This window comes from Streptomyces sp. CNT360, from assembly GCF_000424785.1.
In genome coordinates this window covers 132,664-148,964 of the sequence record NZ_AUKO01000013.1, presented here as the reverse complement: position 1 = coordinate 148,964, position 16,301 = coordinate 132,664, and the positions used below count along the sequence as shown (strand labels likewise).

Genomic DNA, 16,301 nt, shown 5'->3' with positions numbered 1-16,301 from the left:
ATAGAGAAGGGAGTGCTGTGCGGCGCGGGCCATGCGAAGGTGCGCACGAAACGGTTCACTTGATCGGGCGAAGCACCAGGTGCGGGAACGGTTCGCCTAGGAGTGGTCTTCGTACGCTCGCGGCCATGACAGCCCCCGCGGTGACACGCCCCTCCGACATCACCGAAGCGCTCGCGGAGGCGGCGCGTGACGGCGCCCGGGCGCCGGTCGTCACCGCCGTGCATCTGTCGGCCTTCCGGCGGCTACGGGCGCGTACCGTCGGCTCCGGTCCCGTCACCGTGGTGACGGGACCCAGCGGGAGCGGCAAGTCCACCGTGCTGCGGGTGCACGAGGCGCTGTCCCGGCTGGCGGGCGGGGACGCGTTGGGTGAAGTCTTCCCGCAGCGGGACGGCGAGCCCTCCCCGTACGTACCGCAGGAGGCGCAGCCCGACCGGCAGGGGCGGCGGGGCTTCCGGATCGGGTGCACGGTGGAGGGCCCGGCCGGGGCGCTGCGCTTCGACGTCGCCGTACAGGCGGAGCCGGAGCTGCGCGTGGTGGGCGAGCGGCTGGCCACCGCGGACGGCGCGACGCTGCTGTCGACCGCCCTGCGGAACCCGGAGCGGCGCACCGTGGAGGTCACCTGCCAGGCGACCGGGCCGGCACGGGCCCTGCGCACCCCCTTCCCCGACGACCGGCTGGCCCTCCCTCTGCTGCCGCTGCGCATGGCGGGTACGACGGGCGCCGAGCAGGCGCTGCTGGTGGCTGCCGAACAGGTCGTCGTCGCCCTGCGGTCGGCCTTCGCGTGCGACCCGGTCCCGGCGCGGATGCGCGAGCCGGTCTTGCTGCGGGACGGCCGGCTGCGCGGCGACTGCGCGAACCTCGCCGACGTGCTGCACCGTACGCGCACCGAGTGCGCCACCCGGCACGCGGCACTGGTGGCCGCCGTACGGGAGGGCTGCGCGGAGCAGGTCGTACAGCTGCGGACGGAGCGGTGCGGGGAGGGTCGGCTGGTACGGGCCGTGCTGGAGCGGGAACGCCTCGGCACCCCGGCACCGCTGGAGTGGCTCGGCGACGGCGAACTGCGCTTCGCCGGGCTCGCGCTGGTGCTGCTGACGGGTCCCGGCGTGCTCCGCGTGGACACGGTGGAGGAGGTACCGGCGGCCAGGCAGGCGATGACCGTCCTGGCCGACGGGCTGGACCGCGCACTGGACGGCTCGCAGGCGGCGCGGCTGCTCTCGCTGGCCGTCCGGATGAGCGAGCGGGGCCATGTGCGGCTGCTGGCGACGGGGGCGACCGACGGCCCCTTGGCGCGGGCGGCGGCGGAGTGCGCCGGGGTGAGCCTGGTAGATCTGGGGGCGTCAGCGAGAACGACGACGTGAGCGACGAGGGCGAAGTGGGCGACGAGAACGACGTGCACGCGGACGATCTGCACGGGGGCGATCTGCACGGGGGCGACAAGGACACTTCGGTGCCCCCGCGCACCGTGGCCGGGCTCCAGGAGCGGCTGGCCCGGTTCGCGGCGGAGCGGGACTGGGGGCAATACCACACGCCGAAGAACCTCGCGGCGGCCCTCAGCGTGGAGGCGGCCGAACTGGTGGAGATCTTCCAGTGGTTGACGCCGGAGCAGTCGGCGCGGGTGATGGGGGACGCGGAGGCCGCGGGCCGGGTCGAGGACGAGGTCGCCGATGTGCTCGCGTACCTCCTCCAGTTCTGCCACGTGGTGGGGGTCGATCCCCTCGCGGCGCTGGCCGCAAAGATCGAGCGGAACGAAATGCGTTTCCCGAAGCCCGGAACCGGTCACTCTATGGAGTGACAGAATTATCCACACGAGCCTTTTTATCCACAAAATCCCGAAACCCCCTGGCGGAGCTGGCCATTGACAGTCACGCTGGGTAGCGACCAGTGAGGGGGAAGCAGATGGATGCTGTACGGCTCATCGCCGCCACGCGGCAGGCGCTGGCGCTCAGCGCGGACGTCGCCGGGATCGTGACGGAGGCCTGGCAGGCCCAGGCCCTCGCCGTGGCGGTGGGCAGCCACCTCGCGGTCAGCGGGCCACCGGCGGTGCGGTCGGAGGCGCTGGGCCTGAGCGAGGTGGGCACCCGGGCCAACGGATCCAGACACCACACCGTGCCACGTGCCGGAGGCGTCCGCGCGGCCCAACTGTCGGCGATCGACGATCCCCGGCGCACGCTCGACGACCTGGGCGCTCTGCTGGGCGAGGCGGGGGTCGCCCTGGTGGGCGTCGCCGTCACCGCCGAGGACGAGTCGCTGTACTGGCAGTGCATGGAAGCCATCGACGCGGCCGACGAGTCCGGCGACCGCGTCGCCGCGATCCTGCGCACCCTCTCGATGCGGGAGCGCGGCAGTCTCGCCTAGACCGTTGTCTCCCGGGCGTTTGGTCCGCCCCATACCGTCGGACCTTGGCCGTTGCCGAGCGAGGCTGCTCGTGGGTGCCGCTGAACACACCTCTGTGTTCAGTCCGTCGTGGCCGGCTCGGCGCTCTCCCCCTTGTCGCCGGAGGTGACCGTGCACTGCAGCCGGCCGTCCCGGACGTCACAGGTGACGGTGTCGCCGGGGCCCACCTGGCCGTCGAGCAGCATGTTCGACAGCCGGTTGTCGAGTTCCGTCTGGAGGGTGCGGCGCAGCGGCCTGGCACCGAACTCCGGTTGGTAGCCCTGGTCCGCGAGCCACTCCTTTGCCCCCTCGGTCACCTGGAGACCGACCTGCTGGGAGTGCAGCCTGCGGCGGCTGCGCTCCAGCAGCAGGTCGACGATGCGTACGAGGTCCTCCCGGGCGAGAGCGTGGAAGACGACCACCTCGTCGATGCGGTTGAGGAACTCCGGACGGAAGTGGCTGCGCAGCTCGGCCATCAGGTCCTCGCGGATCTCGTCCACGGCGCCCTGGTGGTTCAGGATGAGTTGTGAGGCCAGATTGCTGGTCATGATGACGACCGTGTGGCGGAAGTCGACCGTACGGCCCTGCGCGTCGGTCAGCCGTCCGTCGTCGAGGACCTGCAGCAACAGGTGGAAGACGTCCGAGTGAGCCTTCTCCACCTCGTCGAAGAGCAACACACTGTACGGCTTGCGGCGGACCGCCTCGGTGAGCTGCCCGGCCTCGTCGTAGCCCACGTATCCGGGGGGCGAGCCGACGAGGCGCGAGACGGTGTGGCGCTCCTGGAACTCACTCATGTCGAAGCGGATCAACCGGTCTTCCTGACCGAAAAGGATCTCGGCGATGGCCTTGGCCAGCTCGGTCTTGCCGACACCTGTGGGCCCGAGGAAGAGGAAGCTGCCGGTGGGTCGGTCGGGGTCGCCCATCCCGGCGCGGCCCCGCCGCACGGCCTGCGCTACAGCGGTGACCGCCTCGTCCTGGCCGACCACCCGCTCGTGGAGGGTCTCCTCCAGCCGGATCAGACGTTCACGCTCGGTGGCCGTCAACTGGGCGAGGGGGATGCCGGTGCGCCGGGAGACGACTTCGGCAATGTCCTGCTCGGTGACGTCGGCCGCCGGCGCCCGTTCGCCGTCGAGGTCCGAGAGCCTGCCCTGCGTTTCCTCGATCTGCCTCTTGAGCCCCGCGGCCCGGTCGTAGTCCTCGTTGTGGACGGCCTCGTCCTTCTCCCGGTTCAGCCGGGTCAGCTCCTCTTGGGCCTCGTCCGCCTCGGGGCTGTCCTCGCCGCCGCGCAGCGCCACCCGGGCCCCTGCCTGGTCCAGCAGGTCGATGGCCTTGTCAGGCAGGAACCGATCGGTGACGTAGCGATCGGAGAGGACCGCCGCGCTCTCCAGCGCCGCGTCGGTGAAGTGCACGCCGTGGTGGGCCTCGTAGGAGTCGCGCAGACCCTGAAGGATCTCCACGGTCTCCTCGACCGTGGGTTCCGGCACGATCACCGGCTGGAAGCGACGTTCGAGCGCGGCGTCCTTCTCGATGTTCTTGCGATACTCCTCCAACGTGGTGGCGCCTACCACGCTGAGATCGCCGCGGGCCAGGGCGGGTTTGAAGATGTTTCCCGCATCCATGGACCCCTCGCCCCCGCCGCCGGCGCCCACGACCGTGTGCAACTCGTCGATGAACAGGATGATGCTCTTCTGCGCTTCGGTCACCTCGTCGATGACCTTCTTCAAGCGCTCCTCGAACTCACCGCGGTACTTCGAACCGGCCACCAGGCCCGACAGGTCCAGAGTGACCACCCGCTTGTCCCGCAGGGTCTTGGGCACATCGCCGGAGACCACCCGCTGCGCGAGGCCCTCCACGATGGCGGTCTTGCCGACCCCCGGATCCCCCAGCAGCACCGGATTGTTCTTCGCGCGCCTCGAGAGGATCTCCACCGTCTGCTCGATCTCCTCGGCCCGCCCCACCACCGGGTCCAACCGCCCCGCGCGGGCCTCCTCGGTGAGGTCGCGGCCGTACTCGTCCAGCGTGGCCGTGGCACTGGATCCGCCCCCCGCCGAACCGCCACCGGCCCCGCCCAGCCCCTCGCGGACACCAGCCTCCTCTGCACCCAGCGCCCCGGCCGCGCCGGACGAGGGGTCCTCCACGACCGCGGCCAGGATGTGCTCCGGCCCGATGTAGGAGGCACCGGCCTCCTGCGATGCGGCGTGGGCTCGGAGCAGGGCCCGCTTCGCCGCCGGAGTCAGCCGCGGCTCCTCGACGCCGCCGCCTGCGGGCAGGGACTGCTCCACCTGGGTCGCCAGCGCGTCGGGGTCGGCGCCCGCCTGCTCCAGCAGATGCCGACCAGGACCCACCTGAGTGGCCGCCCACAGCAGGTGCGCGACGTCGAGATCGGCACCGTCCTGAGCAGCCCGCCCCCCGGCCGCCGCCAAAAGCTCCTGCGAGGCGTCACTGAGCAGGCGTCCGATAGGCACCCGCTGGACCGCCGGCGGCGACGCCGCCGGGCTCGTGCCGAAGAAGCGATTGAACAGGTCCGAGAACGGGTCACCGGAACCGAAGGGCGAAGTCGTCACAGAGATCATCCGATCCGGCGGGCGCACGGCCTGCCCTGGCAGACCGACCCGCGTCCGTACGGCTAGGAAGGCCACGCAAACGGGAACACACACTGCCCGGCGGTGTCAGGGACCGCCGACGCGCGGGCCTCCCCCCACTCTGCGAGCCGACCGGTGCAGCCGCACGTCGGCCACCCTCCCGCTCGTACACACGAGTGAACGCTCCCCGACGCCGGTCACCCTGAGGCCGGATCCGCGGCGCTCCCCGTACACACCCCCTCGCCCCACCCGGGGCGAGTGCCCCATGTCGCCGACCCCCACGCTCAGTGCCACGACGTGGCACCAGGGCGCCCGCCCTGCCTCCCGCTGCTCCCGGACACCTTCAGACACGCCCCCAGGCAAGGTGGCCCGAGGAGACGAAGCGCTACTCGCCGGTCTCCGGCCCGTGGTCGTCCTGGAGCATCCGGCGGCGTTCCTGTTCGCGCTTTGAGTAGGCGGCTGCCCGGATGGCCTCCTCGCTCTCCAGACTTGACCCCAGTGCGCCGCCCACGGTGGCGACCGAAGCGACCAGCCAGGACAACGTCACGTATTCCACCGCGTGCAGAGGAGTACGTGTCAGGGAAGCGAACACCCGGTCGTTGATGATGAACAGCGCCCACACCAGATTGATGACGACCAGGCCCCCGTAGCAGACCAGCACCCCGATGCCCACGGTCAGGACCGTCGAGGCGTTGTAGAGCCTCGTCCTCTGCCTCGCCTCCCACGTGACCTCTGTTGATCGACGCCACAGCTTCCCATCGACGATCAGCCAGCCGATCATCAGCGCGAGAGACCCGACCATGGCGATCACGAGACGCGGCACACTCAGGGCCTGGACCAGACTCCAGACGGTGGAGTTCACGGTGGCGATCGCTCCCGTGGCGAGGGCGGCCGCCAGGGCCTTCGACAGACCCGGCACCAACCGCCACGGCCGGTTGGCACGGACCATACCGACGAGCACCCTCAGGTAACCACGCGGCCCACCGATGACGTACCGACGATCAGCGGTCTCCTCCTCACCGACCGGCCCCGGCTGGACCGGCGCCAGACGGCCGACGGAGGGCCCCAGCGGCTCACCCTGCGGCGGTCCCTCAGCCTCGGTTGCCCGCGAACCCGCCAAGTCGAGTACCGCCGCTTCCACGGCCCGCCGGGCCTTCCTTTGCAGCCGGAAGCCCCCCAGGGAAGGAAGAGAGAGCAGCGCCAAGCCGTGTTCGTGGCTCAGCTCCACGACGAGCTTGCGCCCGTGGGAGTGCAGCGGAAGGTCGGTGAGAGCCACGACGACGTCCCAGTCCTCCGCCCTTCTGCGCTCCGCAAGCCGGCGCATCAAGGTGGGCGGGTCCTCAGTCCCTGAGGTAAGCGGCTCACTGACCACACTGACGTCGAACCGTCGCCTCCGGCCCGCCTTGCCGGTGAGCCGATCAGGCAGTGCCTGGGCGATGCGCTGCGCGATCTCGGTCGGCGTGTCCGGTTCCGCCAGGAGAGTCACGCTCCGGACGCCCTCAGACAACACCCGCATGACCAGACCCTCCTCATCAGCTCGCCCGGGATCACATGCATCCACAGAATGCCCTCGGGGTGATGACGAGACCGCGTGACACGCCCGCCCCGCCACGGAAGCGCAAGCAGCAGGGGCAGAGCTCCTCGCCGCCCTCTGGGACATCGTCTCCTGGAAGGCTGCGGGTCACTGTGCTGAGCGTGACAAATCCCGCTCAAGGGAAGGCGCCCTGGCAGGTATGGGAGCCGTTCCGGCGGGTGGTGCCGGAGGAAGTGGCCACACGCCCGCAGGGCGGTGGGCGACGGCGCACCGGGGAGCGCGAGTGCCTGGCGGCAGTCACCTTCGGTTTCCGCCTGGCCCACCGTCCAACGGCCTCAAGTTCTCCGGCAACGTCTCCACCGTCACCAGCACCATGGACCGTCGGCGGCCGTGTGCGAGGGCACAGCGGGCGGCAAGGACGACCGTGTGGTGGGCCGGCGGTATCTCGGTGCCCCCGACCCCGAGACCGGCAAGCGCACGTTCCTGTCCCTGCACTGAGGCACCCGCGCCGAGGCCGGTTCACCTGAAGCGGGCGGCCTCGTCACGGTCCCGGGCGTTCTCCTCCGCCACTTGGGCCTGGCGCACGGTGCGCGTCAGCATGTCCGCGCTGCGCAGGCGCCCTTCGAGAGTGAACCGGCCGAAGAAGTGGACGTCGATGGCGAGGTCCCGTCTGCGGTCGTGGACATGGAGGGTGTAGCGGGCGGCGATCTCTTCGCCGCACGCCAGCGCGTCGTGGACCTCGATCGCCAGCTCGGGCTTGTTCTTGCGCACGGGGCGGCTGTGCGCGACGAGTTTGGCACGGTCCATGGTGTGCCCGTCGGCGACCTGGACGACGTCCAAGGTGTGGTAGCGGTCGATGACGGTCGCGGCGTCCTCGTCCCCGTGTACGAGGTCGTGATGATAGGACATGAAGAAGTCGACGAGAAAGCCGCGCGGATCTGCGGCGTCGAACGGTCTCATGGAACGTCGTCCTTCCCGGTTCCTGACAGCTTGTAAGGTACGAGGCGGTCGACAACTTTGACAAGGTGTAAAAGATGACTCCCCCGTCCACCCCGCCGCCCCACCGTGCCGACGCCCGGCGCAGCCGGGCCGCGATCCTGGATGCGGCACTCGGCCTGCTGAACGAGCGGCCGGACGCCGGTGTCGGAACGATCGCCCAGGCCGCGGGGGTGTCACGGCAGACCGTCTACGCGCACTTCCCCTCCCGCGAAGAGCTGTTGAGCGAGGTGGTCGATCACCTCACCGAGCGGACCGTCGCCGCGATGGAGGCCGCCGCCCCGGACGAGGGGCCGGCCCGGGAGGCCCTGCTGCGGCTGCTCGACACCGCCGAAGAGGTGACGGGCCGGTACCCGGTCCTGGTGCGGCAGGTCACCCACCTCACCACGGGCGCGAAGGAGGACCGAGACCGCCACGAGGGGGTCACGACCGTCCTTTGCCGCGTCGTGCGGCGCGGGCAGGCGAGTGGAGAGTTCGACGCACACGCCTCCGCGGAGTGGCTCGTCGCCGCCACCGTCGCGCTGGCGCACACGGCGAGCGGCGAGGCGGCTGCCGGGCGGCTCTCGCCACGGGGAGCGCGGGTCTCGCTGCGGACCAGCGTGCTCCGGCTGCTCGGGGCGGGCCCTCACGGAAAAGGGGAAAGTTCTCCACGGCCATGAGGCGACCCGCGCGTCACCGTGGCCACCAGGCAAGATGGGGGGATGCGACTGCGAATCTTCACCGAGCCCCAGCAGGGGGCCGACTACGACACGCTGCTGAAGGTCGCCAAGGCGACCGAGGACCTCGGCTTCGACGCGTTCTACCGCTCCGACCACTACCTGGCGATGGGGGACTCCCCCGGGCTGCCCGGACCGACCGACGCCTGGATCACCCTGGCGGGGCTGGCCCGGGAGACGGAGCGCATCAAGCTGGGCACGCTCATGACGGCGGGCACGTTCCGGCTGCCGGGCCCGCTGGCGATCCAGGTCGCGCAGGTGGACGCCATGTCGGGCGGCCGGGTGGAGTTCGGGCTGGGTTCCGGCTGGTACGAGGACGAGCACACCGCGTACGGCATCCCGTTCCCGAAGGAGAAGTTCGGGCGGCTGGAGGAGCAGCTGGCGATCATCACCGGGCTGTGGGAGACGCCGACCGGCCAGAAGTTCGACTACGAGGGCACCTACTACCAGCTCAAGGACTCCCCGGCGCTGCCCAAGCCGCACCAGGAGCACATCCCGGTGCTCATCGGCGGTTTCGGCGCCAAGCGCACCCCGCGGCTGGCGGCGCGGTACGCGGACGAGTTCAACGTGCCGTTCGGCTCGCTTGCCGACACCGAGCGCCAGTTCGAGCGGGTGCGGGCGGCGGCGGCCGAGCGCGGCCGGAACGCGGACGAGCTGGTGTACTCCAACGCGCTGGTGGCCTGCGTCGGCAAGGACGACGCCGAGGTCGCCCGCCGGGCCGCCGCCATCGGCCGCGAGGTGGACGAGCTGAAGGAGAACGGGCTGGCGGGCTCGCCCGAGGAGGTCGTCGACAGGATCGGCCGCTTCGCCGAGCTGGGCAGCAGCCGCATCTACCTCCAGATCCTCGACCTGAGCGACCTGGACCACCTGGCCCTCATCGCCGAAAAGGTGCAGGCCGAGCTGGCATGACCCACGCCCGCTCGGCCCGTGCAGCCCGCCCTCCTCAGCTCGCCGACGCCCTGCGTGCCGGTCCGCTGCTGCTCGACGGCGGGCTCTCCGACCAGTTGGAGGCCCAGGGCCACGATCTGGCCGACGACCTGTGGTCGGCCCGGCTGCTGGCCGAGGCGCCGGAGGAGATCGAGGCCGCGCACGCGGCGTACGTGCGGGCGGGGGCGCGGGTGCTGATCACCGGCAGCTACCAGGCCTCGTTCGAGGGCTTCGCCCGCCGCGGGCTCGCCGAGGAGGAAACGCGGGCGCTCTTCGGACGCAGCGTTGAGCTGGCCCGTACGGCGGCGGAGCACACCACCGGCGACCCCGTGTGGGTCGCCGGATCGGTGGGTCCCTACGGTGCGGTGCTCGCCGACGGGAGCGAGTACCGGGGACGGTACGGGCGCAGCGTCGCTCAACTGGCCGCCTTTCACCGGCCCCGGATCGAGGCGGTGGCGGCCGCCGCGCCGGACGTGCTCGCGCTGGAGACCGTGCCCGATGCGGACGAGGCGGCGGCGCTGCTGCGGGCCGCCGAGGGCTGCGGGGTGCCGGTGTGGCTGAGCTACACGGTGGCGGACGGCCGCACCCGGGCGGGCCGGCCGCTGGCGGAGGCGTTCGCCGTGGCCGCGGGGAACCCCCAGGTCCTCGCGGTGGGCGTCAACTGCTGTGCGGCAGGCGAGGTGGGCCCCGCACTGGAGGTGGCGGCCCGCGCCTGTCCGGGGCTGCCGCTGGTCGCGTACCCGAACAGCGGCGAGGGCTGGGATGCCGGACGGTCCGCGTGGACGGGGGCGGCGACCTTCGCGCCGTCCCTGGCCGCCGGGTGGGTGGCGCGCGGGGCACGGCTGGTAGGCGGCTGCTGCCGGGTGGGGCCGCGGCAGGTCGCGGAGCTGGGGCGGGTGCTGACCGGCCGCGGCTGATCCTCGCGGGCGGCAGCGCGCTCCGTCAGGATGAGCCCATGGGATTCCATGTCGACTCCGAGACCGGGCGGCTGCGCCGCGTCATCGTGCACCGTCCAGGGCTCGAACTGAAGAGGCTCACCCCCACGAACAAGGACGACCTCCTGTTCGACGACGTGCTGTGGGTGCGCCGCGCCCGGCAGGAGCACGACGCGTTCGCCGGCACGCTCCGCGAACTCGGCGTCGAGGTGCACCTGTTCGCGGACCTGCTGACGGAGACCCTGGACGTGCCGGCGGCCCGCGCGCTGGTCCTGGACCGGGTCTTCGACGAGCGTGAGTACGGGCCGCTGGCCACCGGCCCGCTGCGGGAGTCCTTCGATGCGATGCCGACCTCGGAGCTGGCCGAGGCACTGATCGGGGGCATGACCAAGCGGGAGTACCTGGAGCGCTGCGCCGAGCCCGCCTCGGTGCGCTTCCACGTCATGGCGGAGGACGCCTTCCTGCTCGCCCCGCTGCCCAACCACATCTTCACCCGCGACTCCTCGGCGTGGGTCTACGACGGGGTCTGCGTCAACGCCATGCGGTGGCCCGCCCGGCAGCGCGAGACCGTCCATGTGGAGGCCGTCTACCGGCACCATCCGCTGTTCGCGAGCGGGGGCTTCCACACCTGGGCCGGCGGCGAGTCCGGGTACCCCTCCCCCTCCACCATCGAGGGCGGGGACGTGCTGGTGCTCGGAGGCGGCGCCGTGCTGGTCGGCATGAGCGAGCGGACGACTCCGCAGGCCGTCGAGACACTGGCGCGGGGGCTGTTCGCCCGTGGCTCGGCCCGCACGATCGTGGCGCTCGACATGCCCAAGCGCCGCGCCTTCATGCATCTGGACACGGTGATGACGATGGTCGACGGGGAGACCTTCACCCAGTACGAGGGGCTGGGGATGCTCCGCTCCTACACGATCGAGCCGGGCCCCGAAGGAGCGGACGGGCCGGAGCTGAAGGTCTCCGACCACCCGCCGGAGCACATGCACCGCGCGATCGCCGCGGCGCTCGGGCTGGACCGCATCCGGGTGCTCACCCCCACTCAGGACGTGCGCTCGGCGGAGCGGGAGCAGTGGGACGACGGGTGCAACGTACTGGCGGTGGAGCCCGGCGTGGTCCTGGCGTACGACCGGAACGTGACGACCAACACCCATCTGCGGCGCGAGGGCATCGAGGTGGTGGAGATCCCCGGCGGCGAACTGGGGCGCGGCCGGGGAGGGCCGCGGTGCATGAGCTGCCCGGTGGAGCGGGACCCGGTCGGCGGCTGAGGGCGGCACCCGGGCCGCGTCGCATAGAGATTCGTCGTACCGTATATAATTACGCTTTCACCAGGTAGCGCGCGAACCAGGAGCCGACCGACATGGCAGCAGACCTCACAGGCCGCCACTTCCTCAAGGAGCTGGACTTCACCCCGCAGGAGTTCCACGGCCTGCTCGCCCTCGCGGCGCAGCTCAAGCAGCAGAAGCGGGCCGGCACCGAGGGTGCGAACCAGCGGTTGCGCGGCCGGAACCTCGCGCTGGTCTTCGAGAAGGCCTCCACGCGGACGCGCTGCTCCTTCGAGGTCGCCGCCGCCGACCAAGGGGCGCACACCACCTACCTCGACCCCACCGGCTCGCACCTGGGCAAGAAGGAGTCGGTCAAGGACACGGCCCGCGTGCTGGGCCGGATGTACGACGGGATCCAGTACCGCGGCAGCGGCCAGGAGGTCGTCGAGGAGCTGGCCGCGCACGCCGGGGTGCCCGTCTACAACGGGCTGACCGACGAGTGGCACCCCACACAGATGCTCGCGGACCTGCTCACCATGACCGAGCACGCTCCCCAGGGGCGCCCCCTTGCGGAGACCGTGTACGCGTACCTGGGCGACGCCCGCAGCAACATGGGCAACTCCTACCTGGTGACCGGCGCCCTGCTCGGCATGGACGTACGGATCGTCGCCCCGCGCTCGCTGTGGCCCGAGGAGGGTGTCACGGCGCGGGCGCGGGCGCTCGCCGAGCAGAGCGGAGCGCGGATCACGCTGACCGAGGACGTCGCGGAGGGGGTGCGCGGAGCCGACTTCCTCACCACGGACGTGTGGGTGTCCATGGGCGAGCCGAAGGAGATCTGGGACGAGCGGATCGCGTTGCTGCGCCCGTACGCCGTGACGATGGACGTCCTGCGGTCCACCGGCAACCCGCAGGTACGCTTCCTGCACTGCCTGCCGGCCTTCCACGACCTGGGCACCGCGGTGGCGCGGGAGATCCACGAGCGGCACGGGCTGACCTCGCTGGAGGTCACCGACGAGGTGTTCGAGTCCGCGCATTCGGTGGTCTTCGACGAGGCCGAGAACCGGATGCACACGATCAAGGCCGTGCTGGTCGCGACGCTGGGCTGAGCCCCTGCGGCCGGGACCGGGCCGGGCGCGCTCGGCCACCGGCTCCACATGTGTGCATACTCATACGCGTGCATGCGGGGCCATGCATGGACGGCCGGTACGCTGGAAGCAGCTCGAAGGGTCCGGGTCATCCGTCCGGACCCTTCCTTCGTGTTCGTCCCCGTGCACCCACCCCCCGTGCACCCCGCACCGCCCTGGAAGTCCCATGCCCCGCACCGGCCTGCGCCTGAAGTCCCCCGAGCAACTGGTCCGCGAATCCGGCGCCGACCTGGAGGGGCACGGCCTCAAGCGCACCATCGGCCCCTTCCAGCTCGTGTGCTTCGGAATCGGCGCGATCGTCGGCACCGGCATCTTCGTCGGCCTGTCCGACACCGTGGCCGAGGCCGGGCCCGCCGTCCTCGTCTCCTTCGCCCTGGCGGCGCTGACCTGCGTGTTCACCGCCTTCTCCTTCGCGGAACTGGGCGGCGCCATCCCTGTCTCGGGCAGCTCGTACTCCTACACCTACGCCTCCCTGGGAGAGCGCACCGCCTTCCTCGTCGGCTGGTGCATGCTGCTGGAGTACGGGGTCTCCGTCTCGGCCGTGGCCATCGGCTGGGGGCAGTACCTGAACGAACTGCTTGGCAACACCGTCGGCTGGCGCATCCCCGCCGCCCTCGCGGACGCGCCCGGACACGGTGGCGTCGTCAACGTGCCCGCCGTGGTCGTCATGCTGCTCGCCGCCGTGCTGCTGGTACGCGGCGTACGGGAGAGCGCGCGGGCCACGGCGGCCATGGCCGTCATCAAGGTCGGCATCCTCGTGCTGTTCTGCGCCGTCGCCTTCACCGCGTTCCGGTCCGGCAACCTGAGCCCGTTCGCCCCCGAGGGCATCGGCGGGATCGGCGCCGGGGCCTCGCTGGCGTTCTTCTCCTTCATCGGCTTCGACGCGATCTCCACGGCGGGCGAGGAGGTCAAGAACCCGCGCCGGAACATCCCGTTCGCCATCCTGGTGACCATCGGGTGCGTGGCCCTCCTGTACTGCCTGGTCTCGGTGGCGGCCCTCGGCGCGATGCCCTGGCAGCAGGTCGGCGGCAAGCCGGCGGCGCTCTCCCTGATCGTCGACCACGCCACGGGCTCGACGTTCGGCTCCACCGTCGTCGCGCTGGGCGCCGTCGTCGCCATCGCCTCGGTGGTGCTGACCGTGATGTACGGGCAGACGCGGATCCTGCTGTCGATGTCCCGCGACGGGCTGATGCCGAAGGTGTTCGAGCGGGTCTCACCGAAGACGTCCACGCCGGTGGCCAACACCTGGATCGTCGCCATCGTCTTCGCCGCCCCCGCCGCCGTCGTCCCGCTGGACGTCGTCCTCGACGTGACGGTGATCGGCACCCTGGCGGTCATGGCCGTCGTCAACATCTGCGTCCTCGCGCTGCGCCGCTCCCACCCCGGGCTCCAGCGCCGCTTCCGGGTGCCCTTCCACCCGGTGGCGCCGCTGCTCGGCGTCGCCTTCAGCCTCTACCTGATGTACGGGCTGCCCCTGGTCACCTGGATCCAGTTCGCGGTCTTCGTGGCGGTCGGTGCCGTCGTCTACACCTGCTACGGCCGCCGCCGCTCCCGCCTGGCCGGGAGCGGGACGGGACCCGGGGTCGGGCCCGGGGCGGGCGCCGACGGCCCGGACGCGAGCCGGGGACAGGCACCGGCCGACACCCCCGAGGGGGCCGAACCGGCGGGGATGCCGGCCGGCCACTGAGGCCGGCTCCGGCTGTGAGTCCCACTCCGGCTCCGGCCCCGGTTCAGGCGCGGGCAGGCGTGCCCGCGGGGCGCGAGTCAGCTCTCGCGGTTGCGGCCCCGGCGGGCCGGCTCCCCCCTGGGTGAGGGTGAGGCGGTGCAGCTCTCCTCGCGGGCCGGGAGCTCGCGGTCTCGTCCTCGGGCTCGTGGTCCGTCAGGCTGCCCTCGGCACACAGGCGCCGGTCCTGGACCATGACCGGCTCGTCCGGGTCATGGTCGCAGGAGCGGGGCAGCCGGGCCCCCTCGTCCGCCGGTGCGGCCACAGGTTTCTCGGTGACAAGCGCCGTCCTGATCGTCCGGTAGGCGGTACGTCCGCACGGTCACAACCGCTGGCACGCTCAGCATGCATGCTGCAAACAAGCGGGCGACCCCCGCGCGTGCGGGGCGGGTTGGGCGTACTCCCCCGTCCGCCGCGCATCGCGCTTGCGGACGAAGCGGACCGGAGGGAGGGGGCAGCGCCGCGGACGGCAGCGCCGCCGGGCCCTCTTCGCCGACGCACCCCGTCTCACGGGCCGGTACCGTTACCGGCCCACAGCCGCCTGCCTCCGGGACCCATCCACACCGGTTTCGGCCACGAATACGAGGTGGACAGTTTCTCAGGAGGAGCGCATGACAGCAGCCGCCATCTCCCGCCCCGCAGCCGAGGCCGGGGGTGAGACCCGGTGAAGGAGCCGGTCCGCATCGAGAGCCGTGCGGAGGCGCAGTCCGACCCCGACGCCCTGCTGGCGCAGGTGGCCAAGGGCGACCAGGACGCCTTCGCCGCGCTGTACGACCGGGTCTGCGGGCCCGTCCTCGGGCTGGTCCGCTCCGTTCTGCGCGACCCCTCCCAGTCCGAGGAGGTCGCACAGGAGGTACTGATCGAGGTGTGGCGGCTGGCCACCCGGCACAACCCGGCCAAGGGCAGCGCCATGACCTGGATCATGACGCTCGCCCACCGCCGCGCCGTCGACCGCGTCCGCTCCGTGCAGGCCGCAGGCGACCGTGAGGAGCGGGCCGCCCGGCTGGACCGTACGCCCGACTACGACCAGGTCGTCGAACAGGTCGAGGCCCGGCTGGAGCGCGAGCAGGTACGCCGCTGTCTGCGGACGCTCACCGAGGTCCAGCGCCAGTCCGTGACACTGGCCTACTACAAGGGGCTGACCTACCGGGAGGTCGCCGAGCTGCTCGCCCAGCCGCTGGGCACCGTCAAGACACGGCTTCGGGACGGCCTGATCCGCCTGCGGGACTGCCTGGGAGTGGGGGCATGACGACGACCGAACTGCACACGCTGACCGGTGCCTACGCGGTGCAGGCGCTCCAGCCGGACGAGGAGACCGCCTTCGAGCGGCACCTGAGCGACTGCACCGCCTGCACCCTGGAGGTCGCGGAGCTGCGCGCCACCGCCGCCCGCCTCGGGCTGGCCGTCGCCGAGCAGCCGCCCGGAAGGATGCGGACCCAGGTGCTGCACCGGATCGGCGAGGTCCGCCAGGAGCCGCCGCCGCGCAGCCCGCACACCGAGGACGCCTCCGGCGCACCGGCCCGGCGCGGTACGGCCCGGCGCTCGGCCCGTGCCTGGCCCACCCTGGCGCTGGCCGCCTGTCTGGCGGTCGCCGCCGGCTTCGGGGGCGTGGCCGTATGGCAGTACCAGCAGGCCGAACAGGCGCGGCACAGCAGCCGGAGCGCCGAGAACCGGGCCGCGCAACTGGCCGAGGTGCTCTCCGCCCCGGACGCGCGCACGGTGCCCGCCCCCCACGTCCCCGGGGACGGCAGCGGCACGGTCGTCGTCTCCCGCAAGGAGGACCGCGCCGCGTTCGTCGCCTCCCGCATGCCACGGCCACCGGAGGGCAGGACGTACCAGTTGTGGTACGCCGACCACGGCACCATGCGGTCGGCCGGTCTGATGGACTCCGGCTCCACCGACGCCTGGCTGCTGGACGGCCCGCTCGGCGACGCCTCCGGTATGGGCATCACCGTGGAACCCGGCGGCGGCTCGGCGAAGCCGACGTCCGACCCGGTGGTCCTGGTGAACTTCCCCTCCCAGCGGGCGTAGGGCTCTACGGAGGGCCACGCTGGAGGCGTCGAGTGCCGGACCCGGGGAGCTCGGGCCGGCGGAGCAAAGGAGACGGA

14 protein-coding genes are annotated in these 16,301 nt (G+C 71.9%); 11 read left to right on the top strand and 3 right to left on the bottom strand.

What is annotated here, in order from left to right:
* Positions 1 to 125: 125 nt before the first annotated feature.
* The 3 genes from H297_RS36535 to H297_RS0115150 all read left to right on the top strand — a co-directional run bounded on the left by H297_RS36535 (position 126) and on the right by H297_RS0115150 (position 2,355).
* On the top strand, positions 126 to 1,358 hold the full coding sequence (locus tag H297_RS36535; RefSeq protein ID WP_486589529.1) for an AAA family ATPase: 1,233 nt from the start codon (positions 126 to 128) through the stop codon (positions 1,356 to 1,358).
* A gap of 62 nt (positions 1,359 to 1,420) precedes the next feature.
* Positions 1,421 to 1,792 (top strand): nucleotide pyrophosphohydrolase, encoded by a 372-nt coding sequence (locus H297_RS0115155; RefSeq protein ID WP_486589532.1) that lies wholly within the window; start codon positions 1,421 to 1,423, stop codon positions 1,790 to 1,792.
* 104 nt (positions 1,793 to 1,896) lie between these two features.
* On the top strand, positions 1,897 to 2,355 hold the full coding sequence (locus H297_RS0115150) for a DUF6099 family protein (protein ID WP_027737738.1): 459 nt from the start codon (positions 1,897 to 1,899) through the stop codon (positions 2,353 to 2,355).
* 98 nt (positions 2,356 to 2,453) lie between these two features.
* Here H297_RS0115150 and H297_RS0115145 read toward each other — a convergent pair whose 3' ends face one another.
* The 3 genes from H297_RS0115145 to H297_RS0115130 form a co-directional block, all read right to left on the bottom strand.
* Complete coding sequence (locus H297_RS0115145; protein WP_027737737.1) at positions 2,454 to 4,946, bottom strand: ATP-dependent Clp protease ATP-binding subunit; 2,493 nt, start codon at positions 4,944 to 4,946, stop codon at positions 2,454 to 2,456.
* 394 nt (positions 4,947 to 5,340) lie between these two features.
* Entirely contained in the window at positions 5,341 to 6,471 is a 1,131-nt protein-coding gene (locus tag H297_RS0115140) for a hypothetical protein (protein ID WP_199787199.1), read from the bottom strand.
* A gap of 537 nt (positions 6,472 to 7,008) precedes the next feature.
* Positions 7,009 to 7,449 (bottom strand): hypothetical protein, encoded by a 441-nt coding sequence (locus H297_RS0115130; RefSeq protein ID WP_027737735.1) that lies wholly within the window; start codon positions 7,447 to 7,449, stop codon positions 7,009 to 7,011.
* Positions 7,450 to 7,523: 74 nt separating this feature from the next.
* Between H297_RS0115130 and H297_RS0115125 the strand changes: the two genes are divergently transcribed.
* The 8 genes from H297_RS0115125 (at position 7,524) to H297_RS0115090 (ending at position 16,224) form a co-directional block, all read left to right on the top strand.
* Entirely contained in the window at positions 7,524 to 8,144 is a 621-nt protein-coding gene (locus H297_RS0115125) for a TetR/AcrR family transcriptional regulator (protein ID WP_027737734.1), read from the top strand.
* A 42-nt stretch (positions 8,145 to 8,186) separates the two neighbouring features.
* Positions 8,187 to 9,110, top strand: coding sequence for an LLM class F420-dependent oxidoreductase (locus H297_RS0115120; RefSeq protein ID WP_027737733.1), 924 nt, complete (start codon positions 8,187 to 8,189; stop codon positions 9,108 to 9,110).
* Positions 9,107 to 10,045, top strand: coding sequence for a homocysteine S-methyltransferase (gene mmuM / locus H297_RS0115115; protein ID WP_051351862.1), 939 nt, complete (start codon positions 9,107 to 9,109; stop codon positions 10,043 to 10,045). Before H297_RS0115120 ends, mmuM begins: the two co-directional genes overlap by 4 nt.
* 38 nt (positions 10,046 to 10,083) lie before the next feature.
* A complete protein-coding gene (locus H297_RS0115110; RefSeq protein ID WP_027737731.1) occupies positions 10,084 to 11,328 on the top strand; it encodes an arginine deiminase in 1,245 nt (414 codons plus the stop codon).
* A 92-nt stretch (positions 11,329 to 11,420) separates the two neighbouring features.
* Positions 11,421 to 12,431 (top strand): ornithine carbamoyltransferase, encoded by a 1,011-nt coding sequence (argF, locus tag H297_RS0115105; protein ID WP_027737730.1) that lies wholly within the window; start codon positions 11,421 to 11,423, stop codon positions 12,429 to 12,431.
* A gap of 205 nt (positions 12,432 to 12,636) precedes the next feature.
* A complete protein-coding gene (locus H297_RS36530) occupies positions 12,637 to 14,157 on the top strand; it encodes an amino acid permease (RefSeq protein ID WP_078514102.1) in 1,521 nt (506 codons plus the stop codon).
* Between the two features lie 700 nt (positions 14,158 to 14,857).
* Entirely contained in the window at positions 14,858 to 15,442 is a 585-nt protein-coding gene (locus H297_RS0115095; protein WP_027737729.1) for a sigma-70 family RNA polymerase sigma factor, read from the top strand.
* The gene (locus tag H297_RS0115090; RefSeq protein ID WP_027737728.1) at positions 15,439 to 16,224 is read left to right on the top strand and encodes an anti-sigma factor; all 786 of its coding nucleotides are present in this window, start codon (positions 15,439 to 15,441) and stop codon (positions 16,222 to 16,224) included. Before H297_RS0115095 ends, H297_RS0115090 begins: the two co-directional genes overlap by 4 nt.
* The last annotated feature ends 77 nt before the right edge of the window (positions 16,225 to 16,301 follow it).

Excerpts from the sequence above, each read along its gene's own strand:
- H297_RS36535 (WP_486589529.1), top strand. The coding sequence starts at position 126 with ATGACAGCCCCCGCGGTGACACGCCCCTCCGACATCACCGAAGCGCTC.
- H297_RS0115150 (WP_027737738.1), top strand. The coding sequence starts at position 1,897 with ATGGATGCTGTACGGCTCATCGCCGCCACGCGGCAGGCGCTGGCGCTC.
- H297_RS0115145 (WP_027737737.1), bottom strand. The coding sequence starts at position 4,946 with ATGATCTCTGTGACGACTTCGCCCTTCGGTTCCGGTGACCCGTTCTCG.
- H297_RS0115140 (WP_199787199.1), bottom strand. The coding sequence starts at position 6,471 with ATGCGGGTGTTGTCTGAGGGCGTCCGGAGCGTGACTCTCCTGGCGGAA.
- H297_RS0115130 (WP_027737735.1), bottom strand. The coding sequence starts at position 7,449 with ATGAGACCGTTCGACGCCGCAGATCCGCGCGGCTTTCTCGTCGACTTC.
- H297_RS0115125 (WP_027737734.1), top strand. The coding sequence starts at position 7,524 with ATGACTCCCCCGTCCACCCCGCCGCCCCACCGTGCCGACGCCCGGCGC.
- H297_RS0115120 (WP_027737733.1), top strand. The coding sequence starts at position 8,187 with ATGCGACTGCGAATCTTCACCGAGCCCCAGCAGGGGGCCGACTACGAC.
- mmuM (WP_051351862.1), top strand. The coding sequence starts at position 9,107 with ATGACCCACGCCCGCTCGGCCCGTGCAGCCCGCCCTCCTCAGCTCGCC.
- H297_RS0115110 (WP_027737731.1), top strand. The coding sequence starts at position 10,084 with ATGGGATTCCATGTCGACTCCGAGACCGGGCGGCTGCGCCGCGTCATC.
- argF (WP_027737730.1), top strand. The coding sequence starts at position 11,421 with ATGGCAGCAGACCTCACAGGCCGCCACTTCCTCAAGGAGCTGGACTTC.
- H297_RS36530 (WP_078514102.1), top strand. The coding sequence starts at position 12,637 with ATGCCCCGCACCGGCCTGCGCCTGAAGTCCCCCGAGCAACTGGTCCGC.
- H297_RS0115090 (WP_027737728.1), top strand. The coding sequence starts at position 15,439 with ATGACGACGACCGAACTGCACACGCTGACCGGTGCCTACGCGGTGCAG.